This window comes from Rhodococcoides fascians A44A (assembly GCF_000760735.1).
GTDB classification, from domain to species: domain Bacteria; phylum Actinomycetota; class Actinomycetes; order Mycobacteriales; family Mycobacteriaceae; genus Rhodococcoides; species Rhodococcoides fascians_E.
Map to the genome: position 1 here is coordinate 568,234 of NZ_JMEX01000004.1, position 16,478 is coordinate 584,711.

At 60.3% G+C, this 16,478-nt stretch carries 16 protein-coding genes and 3 pseudogenes; 6 read left to right on the forward strand and 13 right to left on the reverse strand.

The annotated features are described in order from the left end of the window. Positions 1-9 precede the first annotated feature (9 nt). From BH95_RS03675 to BH95_RS29945, 9 genes and pseudogenes are all read right to left on the reverse strand, one after another. Complete coding sequence (locus tag BH95_RS03675) at positions 10-804, reverse strand: 2-keto-4-pentenoate hydratase (RefSeq protein ID WP_037180992.1); 795 nt, start codon at positions 802-804, stop codon at positions 10-12. Next, positions 801-1,775 carry a 3-carboxyethylcatechol 2,3-dioxygenase gene (locus BH95_RS03680; protein WP_052059952.1) on the reverse strand — a complete coding sequence of 325 codons (975 nt, stop codon included), beginning with the start codon at positions 1,773-1,775 and terminating at the stop codon, positions 801-803. The genes BH95_RS03675 and BH95_RS03680 overlap by 4 nt, the downstream gene beginning before the upstream one ends. Continuing rightward, entirely contained in the window at positions 1,775-2,665 is an 891-nt protein-coding gene (locus BH95_RS03685) for an alpha/beta fold hydrolase (RefSeq protein WP_037180994.1), read from the reverse strand. The genes BH95_RS03680 and BH95_RS03685 overlap by 1 nt, the downstream gene beginning before the upstream one ends. A 30-nt stretch (positions 2,666-2,695) precedes the next feature. Next, complete coding sequence (locus tag BH95_RS03690) at positions 2,696-4,096, reverse strand: MFS transporter (protein ID WP_052059953.1); 1,401 nt, start codon at positions 4,094-4,096, stop codon at positions 2,696-2,698. Between the two features lie 143 nt (positions 4,097-4,239). After that, complete coding sequence (locus BH95_RS03695) at positions 4,240-5,208, reverse strand: LysR family transcriptional regulator (protein ID WP_037180996.1); 969 nt, start codon at positions 5,206-5,208, stop codon at positions 4,240-4,242. A 28-nt stretch (positions 5,209-5,236) separates the two neighbouring features. After that, the gene (locus tag BH95_RS27740) at positions 5,237-6,430 is read right to left on the reverse strand and encodes an NAD(P)/FAD-dependent oxidoreductase (protein ID WP_052059954.1); all 1,194 of its coding nucleotides are present in this window, start codon (positions 6,428-6,430) and stop codon (positions 5,237-5,239) included. Next, complete coding sequence (locus tag BH95_RS28545; RefSeq protein ID WP_037180998.1) at positions 6,423-6,626, reverse strand: ferredoxin; 204 nt, start codon at positions 6,624-6,626, stop codon at positions 6,423-6,425. The genes BH95_RS27740 and BH95_RS28545 overlap by 8 nt, the downstream gene beginning before the upstream one ends. Then, positions 6,623-7,261: a zinc-binding dehydrogenase gene (locus BH95_RS29365; protein WP_244164801.1), complete on the reverse strand. Its 639-nt coding sequence runs from the start codon at positions 7,259-7,261 to the stop codon at positions 6,623-6,625. The genes BH95_RS28545 and BH95_RS29365 overlap by 4 nt, the downstream gene beginning before the upstream one ends. A 75-nt stretch (positions 7,262-7,336) precedes the next feature. Beyond that, a pseudogene (locus BH95_RS29945) lies at positions 7,337-7,618 on the reverse strand (alcohol dehydrogenase catalytic domain-containing protein); the annotation flags it as partial. Between BH95_RS29945 and BH95_RS29370 the strand changes: the two are divergent. Continuing rightward, positions 7,559-7,705, forward strand: a complete 147-nt coding sequence (locus BH95_RS29370) for a hypothetical protein (protein ID WP_244164803.1) — start codon at positions 7,559-7,561, stop codon at positions 7,703-7,705. The pseudogene BH95_RS29945 and the gene BH95_RS29370 sit on opposite strands and share 60 nt — an antisense overlap. Positions 7,706-7,713: 8 nt before the next feature. On the opposite strand, the gene BH95_RS03715 is transcribed toward BH95_RS29370, so the two are convergent. From BH95_RS03715 to BH95_RS03725, 3 genes are read right to left on the reverse strand one after another with little or no spacing between them, the layout of a single operon-like run. Beyond that, a complete protein-coding gene (locus BH95_RS03715) occupies positions 7,714-7,950 on the reverse strand; it encodes a hypothetical protein (RefSeq protein WP_157773033.1) in 237 nt (78 codons plus the stop codon). Positions 7,951-7,964: 14 nt separating this feature from the next. Continuing rightward, on the reverse strand, positions 7,965-8,447 hold the full coding sequence (locus BH95_RS27745) for an aromatic-ring-hydroxylating dioxygenase subunit beta (RefSeq protein ID WP_052059956.1): 483 nt from the start codon (positions 8,445-8,447) through the stop codon (positions 7,965-7,967). Continuing rightward, the gene (locus BH95_RS03725) at positions 8,444-9,727 is read right to left on the reverse strand and encodes an aromatic ring-hydroxylating oxygenase subunit alpha (protein WP_052059957.1); all 1,284 of its coding nucleotides are present in this window, start codon (positions 9,725-9,727) and stop codon (positions 8,444-8,446) included. The genes BH95_RS27745 and BH95_RS03725 overlap by 4 nt, the downstream gene beginning before the upstream one ends. Positions 9,728-9,950: 223 nt before the next feature. Between BH95_RS03725 and BH95_RS03730 the strand changes: the two genes are divergently transcribed. The 5 genes and pseudogenes from BH95_RS03730 to BH95_RS29960 all read left to right on the forward strand — a co-directional run bounded on the left by BH95_RS03730 (position 9,951) and on the right by BH95_RS29960 (position 14,752). Beyond that, complete coding sequence (locus BH95_RS03730) at positions 9,951-10,934, forward strand: 2-dehydropantoate 2-reductase (protein ID WP_208601136.1); 984 nt, start codon at positions 9,951-9,953, stop codon at positions 10,932-10,934. A gap of 55 nt (positions 10,935-10,989) precedes the next feature. Then, positions 10,990-13,809: an FAD-binding and (Fe-S)-binding domain-containing protein gene (locus BH95_RS03735; protein ID WP_052059958.1), complete on the forward strand. Its 2,820-nt coding sequence runs from the start codon at positions 10,990-10,992 to the stop codon at positions 13,807-13,809. Between the two features lie 120 nt (positions 13,810-13,929). Next, a pseudogene (locus BH95_RS29950) lies at positions 13,930-14,358 on the forward strand (alpha-hydroxy acid oxidase); the annotation flags it as partial. Between the two features lie 74 nt (positions 14,359-14,432). After that, a pseudogene (locus tag BH95_RS29955) lies at positions 14,433-14,512 on the forward strand (hypothetical protein); the annotation flags it as partial. Continuing rightward, positions 14,489-14,752, forward strand: coding sequence for an alpha-hydroxy-acid oxidizing protein (locus BH95_RS29960; protein ID WP_371828302.1), 264 nt, complete (start codon positions 14,489-14,491; stop codon positions 14,750-14,752). The pseudogene BH95_RS29955 and the gene BH95_RS29960, both read left to right, overlap by 24 nt. A 1,204-nt stretch (positions 14,753-15,956) precedes the next feature. Here the strand turns inward: BH95_RS29960 and BH95_RS29895 are convergent. Continuing rightward, positions 15,957-16,085: an alpha/beta fold hydrolase gene (locus tag BH95_RS29895; protein WP_347876813.1), complete on the reverse strand. Its 129-nt coding sequence runs from the start codon at positions 16,083-16,085 to the stop codon at positions 15,957-15,959. Between the last annotated feature and the right edge of the window lie 393 nt (positions 16,086-16,478).

Genomic DNA, 16,478 nt, shown 5'->3' on the forward strand with positions numbered 1-16,478 from the left:
CTTTCTGGGTTAAGAAGTGAATGTGGCTGTGACCGAGCCGAGGTCGGAGAAGTGGGCGGTGTATGTCGCACCTGCCTCTGCGGGGACCATGGGGCCGAGGGCGCCGGTGAGGATGATTTCACCGGCACGTAGAGGCGACCCGTATGACAGGCTCGTGTTCGCCAGCCACGCAAAGGCGTTCCATGGGCTGCCGAGGCAGTCTCCACCGGATCCGGCGGAGACCTGCTGTCCGTTGCAGGTCATCGTCATGACAATCGATGCGAGGTCGGGCGCCGTAATCCGTGGTGTCGCATCGCCCAGGACATAGCAGCCGCTTGAGGCGTTGTCTGCCACGGTGTCGACGAAAGTGATGTTCCAGTTCTGGATTCGACTGTCGACAATTTCGAATGCTGCAAAGACGGAATCGACCACATCCGGAGCGGTGTCTCCGGTGATCGGTGCAACGACGTCGCGGGCGAGCAGGAAGGCGACCTCGGCTTCGATGCGGGGCTGCAGCAGCGATGAGGTGTCGACGTTCTTGCCCGTGCAGTCCATGTCGTCGAGGAGGACTCCGAAATCGGGCTGATCGACGCCCAGCTGTTTCTGGACCGCAGGCGAAGTCAACCCGATCTTCCGTCCGGAGACAGTCCTGCCCTCGGCCAGCCGCCGGGTGATGTTGCGTTGCTGTATGTCGTAGGCGGTTCGGACGTCGCCGACTCCGATGAGGTCGCGGACGGGCGCGCAGGGGCTCTTGTTTACGCTCGCGTCACGGAGACGGGTGGCCGCCGTCTCTGCAGCGCTGCGGGGTGGCGGGGTGCTGTTCATCGGTTCCGATCCTGTCCCGGTGTTCTCTTCTGGTCGCGCGGGCGGGCCGCGATCGCGCCGAAACCGGCAATGTATTCGCGGATCGGCCGGTAGTACTGGACGTCGGTGTCATAGTTACCGAAGGTGGACAAAGCGGCGAATGCCGCTAGCCAGGTGCGTGTTTCGTGTGAGCTGTGTCCTGCATCCCGGGTCATCTGTTCCCAGTCGTATTCGGCAAGCGCGGATAGATCACCGGTTCGGCAGTGGTCCATGAAGGCGCGATCCCAGGTTGGGTTCAAGTCCTGAATCGTGGCGGTGCCCTCCGCGAATGCCTGCGCAGTCGCCATGACGTTCTTCTCGCGAGTAGCTCTGGCTTTCGGTGTTGGCTGGCGACCATTCAACAGTCCCGCACGAGCGGTGGGCGTCGCAGTGTGCCAACGCGGAACGGGTGGATCGTGGGAGAGCCCACCGGATGCGACGAGGAGCACCCGTTCTCTTCTTCCCTGGATGAACTGTCCGATGGACTCACCGAGTGTTTTAACTCGCCGCATCGGCGTGAAAGGTTCCGCCACGCCGTTGATGAACACGGGTATTACCGGGTGCTTGTCGATCGAACCGAAGAGCAGTTCAAGCGGTTGTACCGCGCCGTGGTCGACCTTCATCGCTTTGGACATCGTGAGATCGACGCCGTCTGCAAGAACGTGGTTGGTCAGATCCATCGCGAACGACTCGGGAACGTTGAGCGGTCCGCTTGGGCTGCCGAAGTCTCCGATCGATTCGGCAGCTGTGCCTACGCAGAACGGCGGCATTATGTCGTAGAAGAACCCGTTGTAATGATCGGGCGTGAACAAGATCGTGACGTCGGGTTCGAAGTCGGCGACGAAGTCTCGAAGCAACCCGAACACGGTGTCGAGTTGCGACTCCACGTCCCGCTCGACGGTCACCTTGCCGAGCAGTGGGGTGTGGGACATAGCGACCAGGCTGGTGGGCATTACGCGCCCTTGTTCTCGTCGCGATGACCGTGGCGTAGGAAGTCGAGTTGAATGCGGTTGAACTTGTCCGTCTGTTCGTACTGCGGCCAGTGTCCGGCGTCCTCGATGACCGCGAGTCGGCCGTTGGGTAGCAGGTCAGCGATGCGTCGGCCTTCCTCGACCGGGCCGGACGGATCTTGCCTAGTCCACAGGACCAGCGCCTCGGTGGTGATGGAACGCAGGTCGTCGTCGGAGAACATGTTGCGTTTACGGGTCTCGAGGTTCTGCAGGGCCATGTTCGCCTCGCACGCAGCCAGCCAATCGGGCTGTTCGAAGATCATCTGCCTCGTGCGAATCAGGTCGTCGGTGACCATGGAGGGGTCAGCCATCAACCATTCGAGGCGCGCTTTGACGCGCTCCCAGCTCGGATCCGTAGCCGCCTCCATGCTGAGTGTGTAGAGCCGCTCCATGACCTTCGGGTTGGCCATCGTTCCGCCCATGGTGTTCAAAACGATTCGATTGACACGGTCAGGGTGCTTGAGAGCCATCGCGGCAGATACCCATCCCCCGACGGACTCACCGGACAGCGAGACGCGATCGAAGCCAAGGGCGTCCATGACTTCGAGTACCTGCTCGATGTAATGTTTGATTTCCAGTGGATGATCGGGTTTCGAGGAATATCCATGACCGATGAAATCGATTGCGTATACATCGAAGTGCTGGCCGTGCGACTGCAGGTTTCGGACGTAAGCCTCTGCGTGACCGGTGACACCGTGAAGCAGCAGAAGGGGTGGCTTATCCGCGGTGCCCGAGTGCAGGTATCGGGTTCTGTAGTTGGCGGTTTGAAGGAAGCCTTGGCTGAATTCGACCTGGTTCAGATCGGACCAGACCGAAGTGTATGACGTGGACACGAAGTCCTCCTAAACAACGTTGGGTATCTGTCAGCGACCGTGCGGAGTGGCGTCTGTTGCAAGGCCCCGCGAGTCTGCCTCATCCAGATTGCGATTCAAGGTGTCCCGCGACATCGCGATCGCCACGAGACTGATCAGTGTTGCGACGATGAGATATCCCGCCACGAACGAGTACTGGGCAGCCCCTTCGCTGCTGAGATGGTCTTGGCCTAGAACCCACACAGCAGAACTGATGATCGGGGTGAAGCTGGCCAGGACCGTGCTGATCTGGTAGGTCAATCCAGCACCGGTATACCGGGAGCTTGTGGAGAATCGCTCAGCAATGTACGCCGCGAGCGGACCGTACATCGATCCTTGAATTAAGGGATTGCCGATGAGGAAAGCGAGAAGCACTAAAGCCGTGACCCCACTGCTCAGCAGCCAGATCAACGGGAACGCCAACACGAGGCTGAGTGCGCAGCCCGCCAGCATCACTTTCCGGCGTCCGATCCGATCCGACAGACGTGCAAAATACGCGATGGTGAAGATGTGTACGAACGCGGCGCCTGCCTTGCACAGGAGCACTGCGGTGGAGCCCGTACCCATCTCGCGAGCGATCGAGATTGCGAACGTGGCCATGAAGCTGGAGTAGACGAATGCAGCGACACCACCAAGAGCGGCAATAGCAACCTGGGCGCGATACTTGGTCAGGATAACCATCACCGGTGCCTGCGTTTTGGCTTTGGTGGCGTTTGCCTTGGCTTGAGCGGCGAGGAAGAGCGGACTTTCGGAGATTCGAAGTCGAATGAACAGTGCGACGAGTACGAGTACAGCAGACAGAAGGAATGGAACTCGCCAACCCCAGCTCATGAATTGTTCTTCGGGTAGCAGCGCGAACCCGGCGAAGACCAAGGTTGCGAGCATCGCTCCGGCAGGCCCGCCCATGTTTGCGACGGAGGCCGCGAAGCCGCGCTGCTTCTGTGGGGCGTGCTCGAGCGCCATGAGCGCCGCGCCGCCCCATTCTCCCCCGACGGCTAGCCCCTGAACGATGCGCAAGATCAGTAGTATGACCGCAGCCCACGAACCAATCTGCGCGTGCGTCGGAACGAGCCCGATCGCGGTAGACGCAATGCCCATCATTGCCATGGTAATGACGAGGGACGATTTGCGCCCTATGCGGTCTCCCAGGTGCCCGAACAGGATTCCGCCGATAGGACGCGCAACGTATCCGACTGTGAAGGTCGCGAAAGAAGCCAACAAGGCCATGCTGGGACTGAGATCAGAGAAGAACAACGGACCAAAAACCAGAGCGGCCGCTGTTCCGTAGAGCAGGAAGTCGTAGAATTCAACAGTCGAACCGATGAAGCTCGACATCAAAATACGCCGGTACTCTTTCGGACTGGCAACCAAAGGCGCGTCGATCGAATCGACGCCTCCCTGTTGTTTTGCCATGATATTTCCTTTGCTTCAGTGGGGGGCTGCATTTTTGAGGAAGTCTTGTGAAGACGCGCACGAGGGTCTGTTCATTAGACGATTGACCGGCAAGCATCTCGCTCACTGTGCGTGACTCGATCAGCTGCAGGCAACCTTCCGGTTCAGGTGTCGAGGTGCCCGACACCGTCCGGTGGCACCCATATAGTGACACCACTGGTGTCGGTAGATAGCCAACGTTTGTCGTGCGCCACTTTCAGCGCGACGTCGACGAAGCTGAGTACTTCCTCACGCGCTTCGTGTTTTCGCCAGAACAGTGACCATGGGTAGTAGGCCTGAACGTCGTTCAACTTGTACCAGTTGTAATACTCGGAACCTGGATAATCGCGCATTCCGTTCAAGGCAAGTACTGGTGGTAATTCACCGCTGATCTGTCCTTGGCCGATCGCTTCGAGCATAGTGTTGTCGTGTGGGACGACTTCGAGGTCTACCTCGAAATCGTGGGCGAGTTGTTGGCAGAATGTGCTCCATCCAAGAAATCTGTCACTGAACAGTCCTGTGTATCCGAGCCGGCTTTTGGCCAAAGTGACCGTTTCCAAAGGATGGATACTCAATACCATCAACGCATCTAATCGTAGCGGGGCGGACTCGATTCCTGGAATATGTTCCATCAATCGACCCATTCCTACGTCGAGGCGACCTTCAAGGACTGCTTGAATTTGCTCGACGCTGAGCATGTCGTGGAAGCTGACTTGCTGCCGCGGGTTGCTTTTTCGGTACGTTTTCCAGCAGTCTTGCATCATTCTGCGGCCACGAATTTCGGCTACACGGACAGGCGGGCGTTCGGACCGAGACAAGCCGAGCAAGTTATCGGTCGCAACCATCACCGCATGTGCGTACGGCAGTAGTCTCGTTCCTTGTTCCGTCAGGACGATGTGAGAATGGTGCCGTTCGAACACCGGGTACTCCAGGAGACTTTCCAGTTTTCTGATGTGATTGCTCACGCCCTGCTGTGTCATTCCCAGCTTTACGGCGGCTTGAGTGAAACTTTGGTCACGGGCGACCGCGGCGAACGTACGGACGAGTCGTGTGTCGATGTCGCGAGGCGTTCGGGCGCCGGCTGCCGCGTCCATGGGCATCTATCCTTCCGTCGCAGGAGGCTCATGATCGAACACCTGCGCCCAGTACGTGTGCAGCGTCATCGACGGATCCACTTGCCGCGACGATCTGCCGCATCTTTCCCAGGATCTGTGGTTGATCGACGAGTACTCCGCCACTGATGATGCCATTGCGGCTGTACACGCCGACCAGATTTCCGGGGTCGGTTTCGCCTTGCTGGTCAAGGATGTCGAGGTCGTCGGTCTGGCGAACCAATCCGAGCAGTTGTACCTTGAGTTCGAACTGGTCGGTCCACATGTAGGGAACTTCGGCATCGAGTCGTGCTGTCGACTTGTCTTCAATGCCGAGTATCGCTCGGGCCGCGCGTTTGCTCTGCCGCACGGCCGAGAACCAGTGTCCTGCGCCGGCGGCCGTCACGTCGCCAGCCGCCCAAATGTTGCCTCGAACGTTTCCATCGGTGCGAACGTTTATTGCCTTGGTCATCGGATCGGCCAGCTGTGGCACCCAGGCCGAGTTGGGGCGCGCGCCCACCGCGACGAGAACCATGTCCGTCTCGATGATTGTCTGGTCCAGTATCTGCACACTAGTCACGCGGTCGACTCCGTGAACATCGACCACGAGGGAATTGTTGATGATGTTGACGCCGCGGGAGCGGTGCAGCGCGGTGAACCGAGCGGCTAGCTCGTGTCCGAGCGGCTCGAGCACGCTGTCGCCGTCGGTAACGATTGTGACGTCCTTGCCCATGGAGACAAGCTTGGCCGCAGCCTCGGTGCCGATGAACCCGCCGCCGACGATGACCACTCGTTGTGCCGTCGTCAGCTCGTCGCGGACGGCGCGCGCGTCCTCGACGGACCGCAAGAGGTGAAGTCCTGGCACAGGTCGGAACCAGGGCGGGCGGTTCGGGCCAGCCCCCGTGGTAATCAGCACGTGGTCGTAACCCACCACCTGACCCGAGGCCAGAGTTACGGTGTTCGATTCCTCGTCCAACGCCGTTGCGGGGTCCGCGCTGATGAACTCGACGCCGAGTGTCGTGAGCTCGGATGCATCGGCCAGCACAAGGTCATCGAACTGGCTCTCTCCTGCGAGGAATTGCTTCGACAGCGGTGGTCGGTCGTACGGCAGTGCCTCTTCGTCTCCGATCATGGTGATCGCACCGTCGTAGCCCAGAGCCCGCAGATCGCGGATGGCTTTGACCCCGGACAGAGAGGCACCGACGACAACGACATGTTTACCCATGGTTGTCACCTCTGGAGAGGACGATGGCGGCGGCCGGGCATTCGGTCACCGACTCTTCGGCGATATCGAGGACGTCATCGGTCACGTCCCCGAGGACGACGGCTTTGCCGTTCGCGTTCATCTCAAACAATTCGGGCGCGATAATGGTGCACAGTGCATGGCCTGCACACTTCTTTTCGTCGACGGTGATTTTCATGCTGGTTCGCTTTCTGCATTGACGATTGCCACGTGCAATGGCCGCTGAGTGGCATCGGCGGCGGTGGCCGCCCCGAATGCCGCGTCGAGTTCGGAGAGGCTGAAAGACTGTTCGCACAGGCGTGCAAGCTCTGGAACTTCCTGCATCCAGTCGAAGGCGGCACCGATCGCCCAGCTCGGCCGAGCCCATAGTCCCTGGATCCGCAACTCTTTGCGAATGATGTCGTCGACAGGAATCTCTGCACGTCCCGATCCGCGTTTGAGACCGCCCCACAGCACCGCTCCTCCGGTCGCGGCGATTTCGATGCTGGTTACCAGCGGCCTTGCTGCGCCGGGTGTCATGTCGATGACCAAATCGGCCTGGCCGCCCAATGCTTCGATGATCGCTTCCGTCGATGACTGATCGGGATCGACGGCGAGCGTTGCGCACCCGAACGACGCCGCCAACTGCAAGCGGTGACGATCGAAGTGCGTGCCGACCACAAGGGCATGAGCACCGCCTCGGAGGGCAGCCAAAGCCGACGCGATGCCATGTTGCCCTGCTCCGATGACAACCACGCGCTGTCCTGGACGCAGATCACCACTGTCGCGGGTCCACGCCAATCCGTTGGACAGCGGAATGAACAATGTGGCCACGTCATCGGGCACAGAATCGGGGACTCGGTGGATCTGAGTCGACGGGTGTAGATACATTGTGCGGGCGAAGCCGCCCCACAGCGAGGGCGCGACGTCGATCGTAGTGTCGCCGTACCGCACTCCGGATCGCATGCACACTCGGTGCTGACCGCGCCTGCAAAAGTCGCAGTTCATGCACGGGATACCCTCTTCGATCGCGATGCGGTCACCGACCTCGACACCCCAAGACCTCGCGGTTGTTGTGCCTATCGTTCCGATTCGGCCGATCACTTCGTGTCCGAGAATTACCGATCCGCCATGGTCTTTCTGCCCCTCGAAGCTCGCGACGTCGCTGCCACACAAGCCGCAGGACAACACGTCCAAGGTCCCGCCGAGATCTGCGACGTCAGGCAGCGTGAACTCGCGCTGCTCGAAGGATTTCGGCGCAGTAAGAACGTGCGCTGACGTGGTACTCATCGTTCTTCGACCTCGGTTCCGTGTTGGTACATGGGACCGCTCACCACCAGCAGACGGTCGGACTCCCCCGATTCGCACAGGCTTGCCAATTCGAGTGGGTCCATGTACGTGCTCGCGTCCGTCTCGAGGTCGGTGAATTTCAGGCGCACACCACACTGGCCGACCTCGCGGGAAATGCGGATGCTGGCGAATTCATTGACGAAGTCCATGTGCTGGGTTTTGTTTTGTGACATCGGTCTGGCACCAGTCACAGCGGAAATGTGAGATTGGACAGGGGTGCGTTCGCGCCGAGGAGTTGGACTTTCTTGCCAGCGATGACCCATTGGTCTTCCTCTTGGTCGAGCCAGTAGGTGTAGCGGCCCGAGTACTCGGTGATCCGTTCACGTCGGAGCTCCGACAGTCGGAATGGCAGCGTCCAGATTTCGGTGAACGAAGCGTTCGGATTCCATTCACTGGCTTCCAGTCGAAGCCCCTGGCCGAGGATTCGAACGGTCTGAGACGCGGGATCTTGCGAATGGAAGTCGCCGCCTGTCAGACGCGAGATTCGGTCCTGCAAGCGTGCCGCATCGTCGTAGATCACGTTGATTGCGTTTCGCGGCTCGGGTGCGAACCAGTCGTAAGGAGCCCAGTATCGGCAGTCGGCGCTGAACAGCGTGGCCCATTCGTCGTATCGCCGCTCGTCGAGCAGGATCGCCTCGTGGTTGATAAAGTCGACTGCGCTCAAGTTCATTTCGCATCTCCGTTGCTCTCGCGCATCAGTCCGGCCCAGTGCAGCCATTCGGCCCGCTGCGGTAGTTCGTCGGTGACATGTGAGTGCGCAAACGGGTGGTCCCGCACTTCTCGTTTGAGGCCGCGCTCGAACAACAGCCATTCGGCGTCGGTATCGAAACCGGAGGCAACACGGCGGAACATTTCACTGTCGTCCGGTACGCCGAAACCTGCTGCGGAGTAGAATAACTCGTGGCTACGAATTCTGAGCTGGTTGATCCCTTCAGGGACGCCGTCGATGGTCGTCGGCGTGTACTTGACCACCGTTTCGGTTGCCGAGACCGGTACGATTTCGCGAATGTGAACGCCGATGATCTGAAGGTTCGGGAAGACCGTCAAGTTGAAACCGAGGTGCACCGAATCACCCAACAGCTGTTCGAGTTCGTCCGTCGGGAGCTCTTCTCGCAGTTCGGCAACTATATCGTCGGCGTCAGGCGCAAGAAGTGCCCGCTTGTGGTAGTGGTTCCCCACCGAGTTGCGTTGATCGAGGATGGTGTGACCGTTACCCAAACTACGTGCGCGGGCCTGCGATTCGGCACCGAGGTACGAACCGCTCGATTCCTCACCGGTACGGTTGCCGACGATACGGAAGAACGATCGGTGCGCAAAATTGGGATGATAACCGTCGCACCCATTCTCGAGCTGCAGCTTCCAGTTCCCTGGATACGTCAGCTGTTGAGTGCCGTGCCTGGCCAGAAGGGGCCTGCCTCCCGCGGAATCGACGAACAGATCGATGAACTCTTTCGCTCCGGCGAGGTGTTCTTCGAGGGGCACGGCGTCTGAATTCAGTGATGCGAAGATGAAGTCGCGGTAAACCTCGACTCGGGGGATCGCCAGCAGTCCCAGGTTGGGCTTGTCGAGGTCCTCGTAGCCGTCCGGGAAAGTGACACCGACGAGTTCCCCGCTGTTCTTATAGGTCCACCCGTGGTACTCGCAGCGGAAGAAGCGAGCGTTGCCTTTGTCGGCCTGACACACACTCGCACCACGGTGTCTGCAGCGATTCTGCAGAATGTGAATCTGCCCATCGCGTGCACGAGAGATGATAACCGAGCGTCCGGCGATCTTTGTTGTCTTGTAGTCGCCAGGCTCCGGAACCTCCGACGCGTGTCCCACGTAGAGCCACGACCGTTCGAAGATCTTGACCATCTCTGCTGCAAAGAGTTCTGGATCCAGGTAAGCAGACTTGCGGACCCTCGACGCATCAGCATCCAGGTAGTAGTCAGGATCGGTCGCGCTGTGCACTGAAACCTCCAGGCTTGAAACGAAACGATGGACGGGCTGTCGTCGCATCACGCCCTCGAAGCTAGGTGACCGTGCTCACAAAGTCGACATCAGTAGTGTTGTGGGACACAACAAAACGTGGTTCGCGGTCGTCGTTCCGGGCGGGACACACTGCAACTAGTCGAGCGGCGTGTCGAGCCGTTGTGCCGCGTCATGGCTGGATAGGAGTGCAGTGAAGTATTGCGTGTACGGACTGGGGTCCATCGGAGGCCACCTGGCCGCGCGTCTCGCAGGCGCAGGAGCGGACGTCAGCGCCGTTGCCAGGGGTCAAACATTGGAGGCGGTTCAGCGGCATGGGCTTCGGATTGCAGCTGGCCCCGACTCCGACGAGCATCGGTCGTTTCGAGTGCCTGTGAGCGACGACGCCCGCGATTTCTCGGACGCCGACTGTGTGATCGTCTCAGTAAAAGCGACTGCACTGCCGTCAATTGCGAGGTCATTGACAGAAATGATCGGACCGGGCACGACCGTGTTGACCGCGATGAACGGTGTGCCATGGTGGTTCTTTCACGGCTTGGACACCGATGTCGATGCATCCCGGCTCGAGAGCATCGATCCAAAAGGCCATCTGTCGGCGGCTGTACCCGCCACCCAGGTGGTGGGCGGCGTGGTGCACCTGAGCGCATCGGTGGTCGCGCCCGGAGTATTCCGCCATACTGCTGGGCAGCGACTGATCATCGGCGCCCCCGGGGGAAACCGGTTGAAGGCCTCCACGATTGAGGTACTGCGACAGGACCTTTCGAGATCCGGCTTCGATATCGAAGTATCGGATCGGATCCAAACCGACGTCTGGTACAAACTCTGGGGCAACATGTCACTGAACCCGGTTGCTGCACTCACTGGCGCCACTACCGATCGCATCTTGTCAGACCCGTTGCTACGCAAGTTCGTCTCGCGCTGCATGCTCGAAGCCAGTGAAGTGGGCTCGCGTCTAGGCCTGCCGATACAACAAAAGCCGGAGGACCGCCTGCGCCTGACGCAGAAGCTGGGTGCGGTTCGGCCGTCGATGCTGCAGGACGTCGATGCCGGACGATACATCGAACTCGACGCCTTGGTGGGCGCCGTTGCCGAAATTGGGCGCGAGCTCGGCGTGTCCACACCGAACGTCGACACCCTTATGGGCCTTGCGCGTGTGCACGGGAAGCAGCACGGCCTGTACCCGGCCTAGATCCTAGAGAATTCCATATACCGTCGATCAACGAAGCTTTTCGAACGAGGCAACTATGACGAAACCTGACGATACCGGCACATCGCACTCCGAGGCCACGCCATTGACTGCGTTGCTCACCGAGTTGCGCGGGCGGGGTCTAAGGGCCGATGACTCGGCGCTCACTCGATCGATGTACACCAGCGACGCGAGTCTCTATCGGGTGATGCCGAAAGCTGTCCTTTATCCGCACACCTCAGACGAACTCGCCGCGGCAGTGCAATCGACACTGAGCACAATGATCCCCATCACCCCTCGGGGAGCCGGGACGTCCTGCGCAGGCAATGCAATTGGCCCCGGCGTCGTCATCGACACTCGTCGCTACCTCGGCCAGGTTCTTCAGGTGGACCCCGAGACCAGGACCGCCACCGTACAGCCGGGAGTCGTTCAGTCATCCCTGCAAACGCATGCCGCACCCCACCGGCTGCGCTTCGGGCCCGACCCTTCGACCAGCAACCGGTGCACGATCGGGGGAATGATCGGCAACAACGCCTGCGGCCCGCGCGCACTCGGCTACGGCAGAAGCGCCGACAACGTCGTGGGACTCGACGTCGTCACTGGAACCGGGGAGCGGCTGAAGCTGAGTACGGGACACCACTCGACATCACCTACCCTCGATGCACTACAAGCCCTAGTCCGAGACAACCTTGCTCTCATTCGCACCGAATTCGGCCGTTTCGGCCGCCAGGTATCGGGATATTCGCTCGAACATCTGTTACCCGAGAACGGATTCAACGTCGCACGTTTCCTCGCGGGCACCGAGGGTACGTTGGCGGTCACGGTCGAAGCCACCGTCCGATTGGTACAAGATGCCGAACACAAGGTCATGGTCGTCCTCGGTTATCCCACCATGCCCGAGGCTGCAGATGACGCCCCATCCATGCTCCTGCACAATCCGACCGCGGCCGAAGGACTCGACCGTCGAATCGTCGATGTCGTCGCCGATCAACAAGGGGCAGAGAGCATTCCGCCCCTGCCGCAGGGCAACGCCTGGGTCTTCGTCGAACTTGTCGATGATGACCACGATCGACTCGTTCAGCGGGCCGAGAATCTACTGGCCAACGTAGCTGCAACGGATGGTTGGATCGTGAACGAATCGGCCGCCGCTGATCGGCTGTGGAAGATCAGGGCCGACGGTGCGGGCCTCGCCGCCCTGAGCCTCGACAAGCCCGCATACGGCGGTTGGGAGGACGCTGCTGTCCCGCCCGAGAAATTGGGTGCCTACCTCCGCGAGTTCGACGCATTGCTGGCTGAACACGGTGTGCACGGCTTGCCGTACGGGCATTTCGGAGACGGTTGCGTGCATTGCCGAATCGACTTCCCCCTCGACATGCCGGACGGCCCCGCCGCCTACCGCCGATTCGTCGAAGCCGCAGCCGACTTGGTCAGCAGCTACGGTGGATCTTTATCTGGTGAGCACGGGGACGGCCGGGCGAGGTCCGCCTTGCTTCCACGTATGTACTCCCCCGAGGCAATTGCTTTGATGGCTCAAGTCAAAGCCTTGTTCGATCCGAACAACCTGATGAACCCCGGCGTGCTCGTGGATCCACGGCCGGTCCAGTCGGACATGCGGATTCCGCTCGCGCGATCGAAACCGATTTCACTGAGCCACCCATTGCTCGTGGAATCGATCCATCAGTGTTCAGGAGTCGGCAAATGCCTGGCCAACGGCGGTGCCGGCGGACAGGTGATGTGTCCATCGTTCCAGGCGACGGGAGAGGAAAAAGACTCGACCCGTGGTCGCGCGCGGGTTCTCCAGGAGATGATCAACGGCGAGTTCATTCAAGGCTGGGACTCTCCCGAGGTGGCAGAAGCACTCGACTTGTGTCTGTCCTGCAAAGGATGCTCACGCGACTGCCCGAGCGGCGTCGACATGGCTTCGTACAAGTCGATAGTCACTGACGAGGCGTACTCCGGAAAGCTACGCCCGCGAAGCCACTACACATTGGGGTGGTTACCTCGCTGGGCACGACTGGTTTCTGCCCTGCGGCTGGGACGAGTGCTCAACGCCGGCCTTCGATCTCCCTCGCTAGGGCGTGTCGTCCGCTGGTCAGCGGGGGTCGATCAGCGACGAAATCTGCCCGCGTTCGCCCATCGATCGAATCGGCGATCGACTACTGTTCCTGAGGTCGCTGGGAAACCAGTGGCGATCTGGGTGGATTCGTTCAGCGACGGCTTCGAGAACGACACCCTGGACGCCCTGCTGCGGGTACTGGTAAATGCTGGCTACCAGCCGACGTTCATCGACCGCAAGGCCTGCTGTGGCCTGACATGGATCTCCACCGGCCAACGCGACGCAGCCCGCAAACAACTCGAAGCGTCACTCGACGTGTTGTACCCGATTGTCGAGAGCGGAATACCCGTCGTAGGAGTGGAGCCCTCGTGTGTCGCAGTCTGGCGAAGCGATGCAACAGAACTAGTATCCGATCCCAGACTCAGCGCCGTCGCGAACGGCGTACAAACCCTAGCAGAGCTGTTGTCGAGAACCGCCGGATGGGAACCACCAGACCTGACAGGCGTCGACATCGTCGCTCAACCGCACTGTCATCACGCGTCCGTACTCGGATGGAACACTGACGCAGACCTTTTGAAACGAACGGGAGCATCGGTAACCACCGTGGGTGGGTGCTGCGGACTCGCAGGAAATTTCGGCGTCGAAGACGGACACTACGAAGTGTCGGTAGCCGTAGCCGAGCAGAACCTTCTACCCGCGGTCCGCACAGCAAAAGACAACACGATAATCCTTGCGGACGGTTTCTCCTGCAGGCTGCAACTGGAAGAACTCGCCGGAGAACAGGCGTCAACGCTCGCGCAACTTCTCGCCAGCCGTCTGTGAAGAGGATGGACACTCGATGAGAACGGTGCAACTGGGCGCCGGAGAGCGCGACGGCCAGGAGCCGCAGTAAATCGACGTTTCATCGTGCGAGAGGACGATTGATACACAGGAGGACATGAGATGGACGGTTTCACCAACCCTAGAATCGTTCGTAGGGTCCCGCGAGTATCCGAGCTCGCTCCACTACTGAAGTTCAAGCCGATCGCACGAAACGCAGTCGAACGCCGATTACGCGATGTCCACACCATCGAAGACTTACGCCGTGTAGCTGAACGCAGAACGCCCACCGGCCCATTCGAATACGTCGACGGACCCGCCGACGCCGAAATCAGTATCGGACGCGCCCGCGCAGCGTACCGAGATCTCAAGTTCCGGCCGCATGTGCTACGAGATGTGTTCGAGGTCGACCGTGGTGTCGAATTACTTGGGGAAAAGTACAACGCACCCTTCGGTCTCGCCCCCACTGGTTTCACACGCATGATGCACGTCGCAGGCGAAAAGGCCGTGGCCCGCGCCGCTGCTCATTTCAACATTCCGTATGGCCTTTCGAGCTTCGGTACCACACCTCCTATACTGAGGTTCGTGACGCAGCACCGAATGGCTCAAACTGGTTCCAGCTATACCTATCGAGTGATCGTGCCCGGTCCACTGAACTGGTACAAGACGCCCTTGACGCTGGATGCGAAACCCTTGTACTGACCGTCGACGTGCCCATAGGGGGTCGACGACTACGAGACCTGCGCGCAGGTATGACCGTTCCACCGCACTAGTTGGCCGGGCATATCTGTACGGACTGATGGCTGCAGGCGAAGCAGGTGTCCGCAGATCGATCGAAATCCTTGCGAGCGAAATTTCGCACACGATGACTTTGCTAGGTGTGAACAAAATCGCGGATCTCAACCCCGATCACGTGCGACTGCTCCGTCACGGATCCACTGACTGACCACCTCACGTTCCTACAGCGGCGGCTAGTCGAAGTCATGTGACTCAAGGAGTATTGTCCTCGCTGTTCGATCGCCACTGCCCGCGGCCGGTCCGACAACCCCATGTAAAATCCCCCGTGCTGCGACAGTTCTGCGAGCAGAACGCTCGATGCGCTGTAATCACGCAACTTCCGCGCTCTTGACCACCCGGACGCACTCAAGAGAATCGCGGCGGCAGAGCTGGCAATTGATCGCCGACAAGGGACGTCACTGCACGGTTTCGGTCGGGTGTCACCGGTTCTGTCGACCAGAGGGTTTATTTACAGGTTCAGCCAACACACTATTGAACTGCGCTGGACTGTCTCGTCAAGACACTGATTGTTCTCGGCCAGCGCGGCGTCGGCCAGGGCGAGGCCGCGTTGCAGTTATGCACGTCGTCGTCGCCGGCGGTGTGCAGGAGGACTTCTGCCAGTGGTCAGGTTCAAGGCTGGCTCGCTGGGCGGCGCAAACGTGCATGTCCAGTTCGTGCTGGTTTGCCACGGCCGTCAGGATCGCCAGGGTCAGAAGCCTCCGGGTGCGGTGTTCGAGACCCGTCACGGGTCCAGTTGTCTCGCCAAGCAGTTCGGGTGATGAAGTCGTGGAACGGTGCAGTGAATGCGCTAATGCGGGCGATGCTCCGGTCGACGTGCGCGTCACCGAGCACCGCGCGACGCACCCGCAACCCTGTCTCGTGCGCGGACTTCCGCTCGCCTGATAGTCACCGGAGGTGGTGTGCTCGATGATCCACCGCGTCACCTCACCGGCTGTTCGACGTTCGCCAGGAACGCTGCGCCCTCGATGGCATAAGAACTCGACCGGACGACACCGTCGGCGAGAATCCTCATGTCCGACGGCGTGGTCGCGGGATCGCAGTCCCGGCGATCACCAGCGTCGAGGCGATGGTGCGGCCGAGTCGGCCGTGCCGTCGAAGTCAGCCTTTGCTTCACTGCTGGCGGCAAACCCTCGGCCGAGGTTGCGGCGATCACGCTCCGTGTCGCACAGACCGATTCCGGATCCCCAGCGAGCAACGCCAGGATGAACCAGCGTTCTAGAGCACTGTCGGGAACCGATTCGGTACCGCCGTCCGCACTGGTGCAGCCCTGTCGGTCCACAACTGCGCAGAACCGAAACGCGCTGCTGTGCACAGCAGTGACAACGTCGTCACACGTTCGGGCCGGTGCAGCGTTATCTATTGCGCGACCGCACCGCCAGCGACAGTCCCACCAAGTGCACACGACCTCGTTCAAGCAAATCCATCACCGCGAGGATGTCGTCGGCGAGCGCGGCGACAGTGTACGGACCGTCGGTTACCACCGAGGATCCGTGCCCACGCAGATCCCCCGCGATGACGAGCAGCGAAACCAGTTACGGTCCATATCGAGGGGTCGTACCCTAATGATCCGATCAGCACCCACCGTCGGTCCGCTGTCACCCGCAGCGCGATAGGGAACGAGATCGTTAGACAATTCGACAGCATTACTGGCTTTCGTATCGAGTTCGTGCACAGGCTGCAGGGTCGAACAGGTTACGCACCCGGGGCAGGATCGGGATATTCAGTGACCGACGGATTGACGGCGAGTGATCGCCCCGACTCACACGCCGGTGTGACGCTCTTACGCGCATCCTCGGTCATGGAAGACACCTCAGCCGTCACTTGTTCGGCCAACAGCGGACCGTGCGTGAGGTGTCAGGTTCGACGCCATTGCA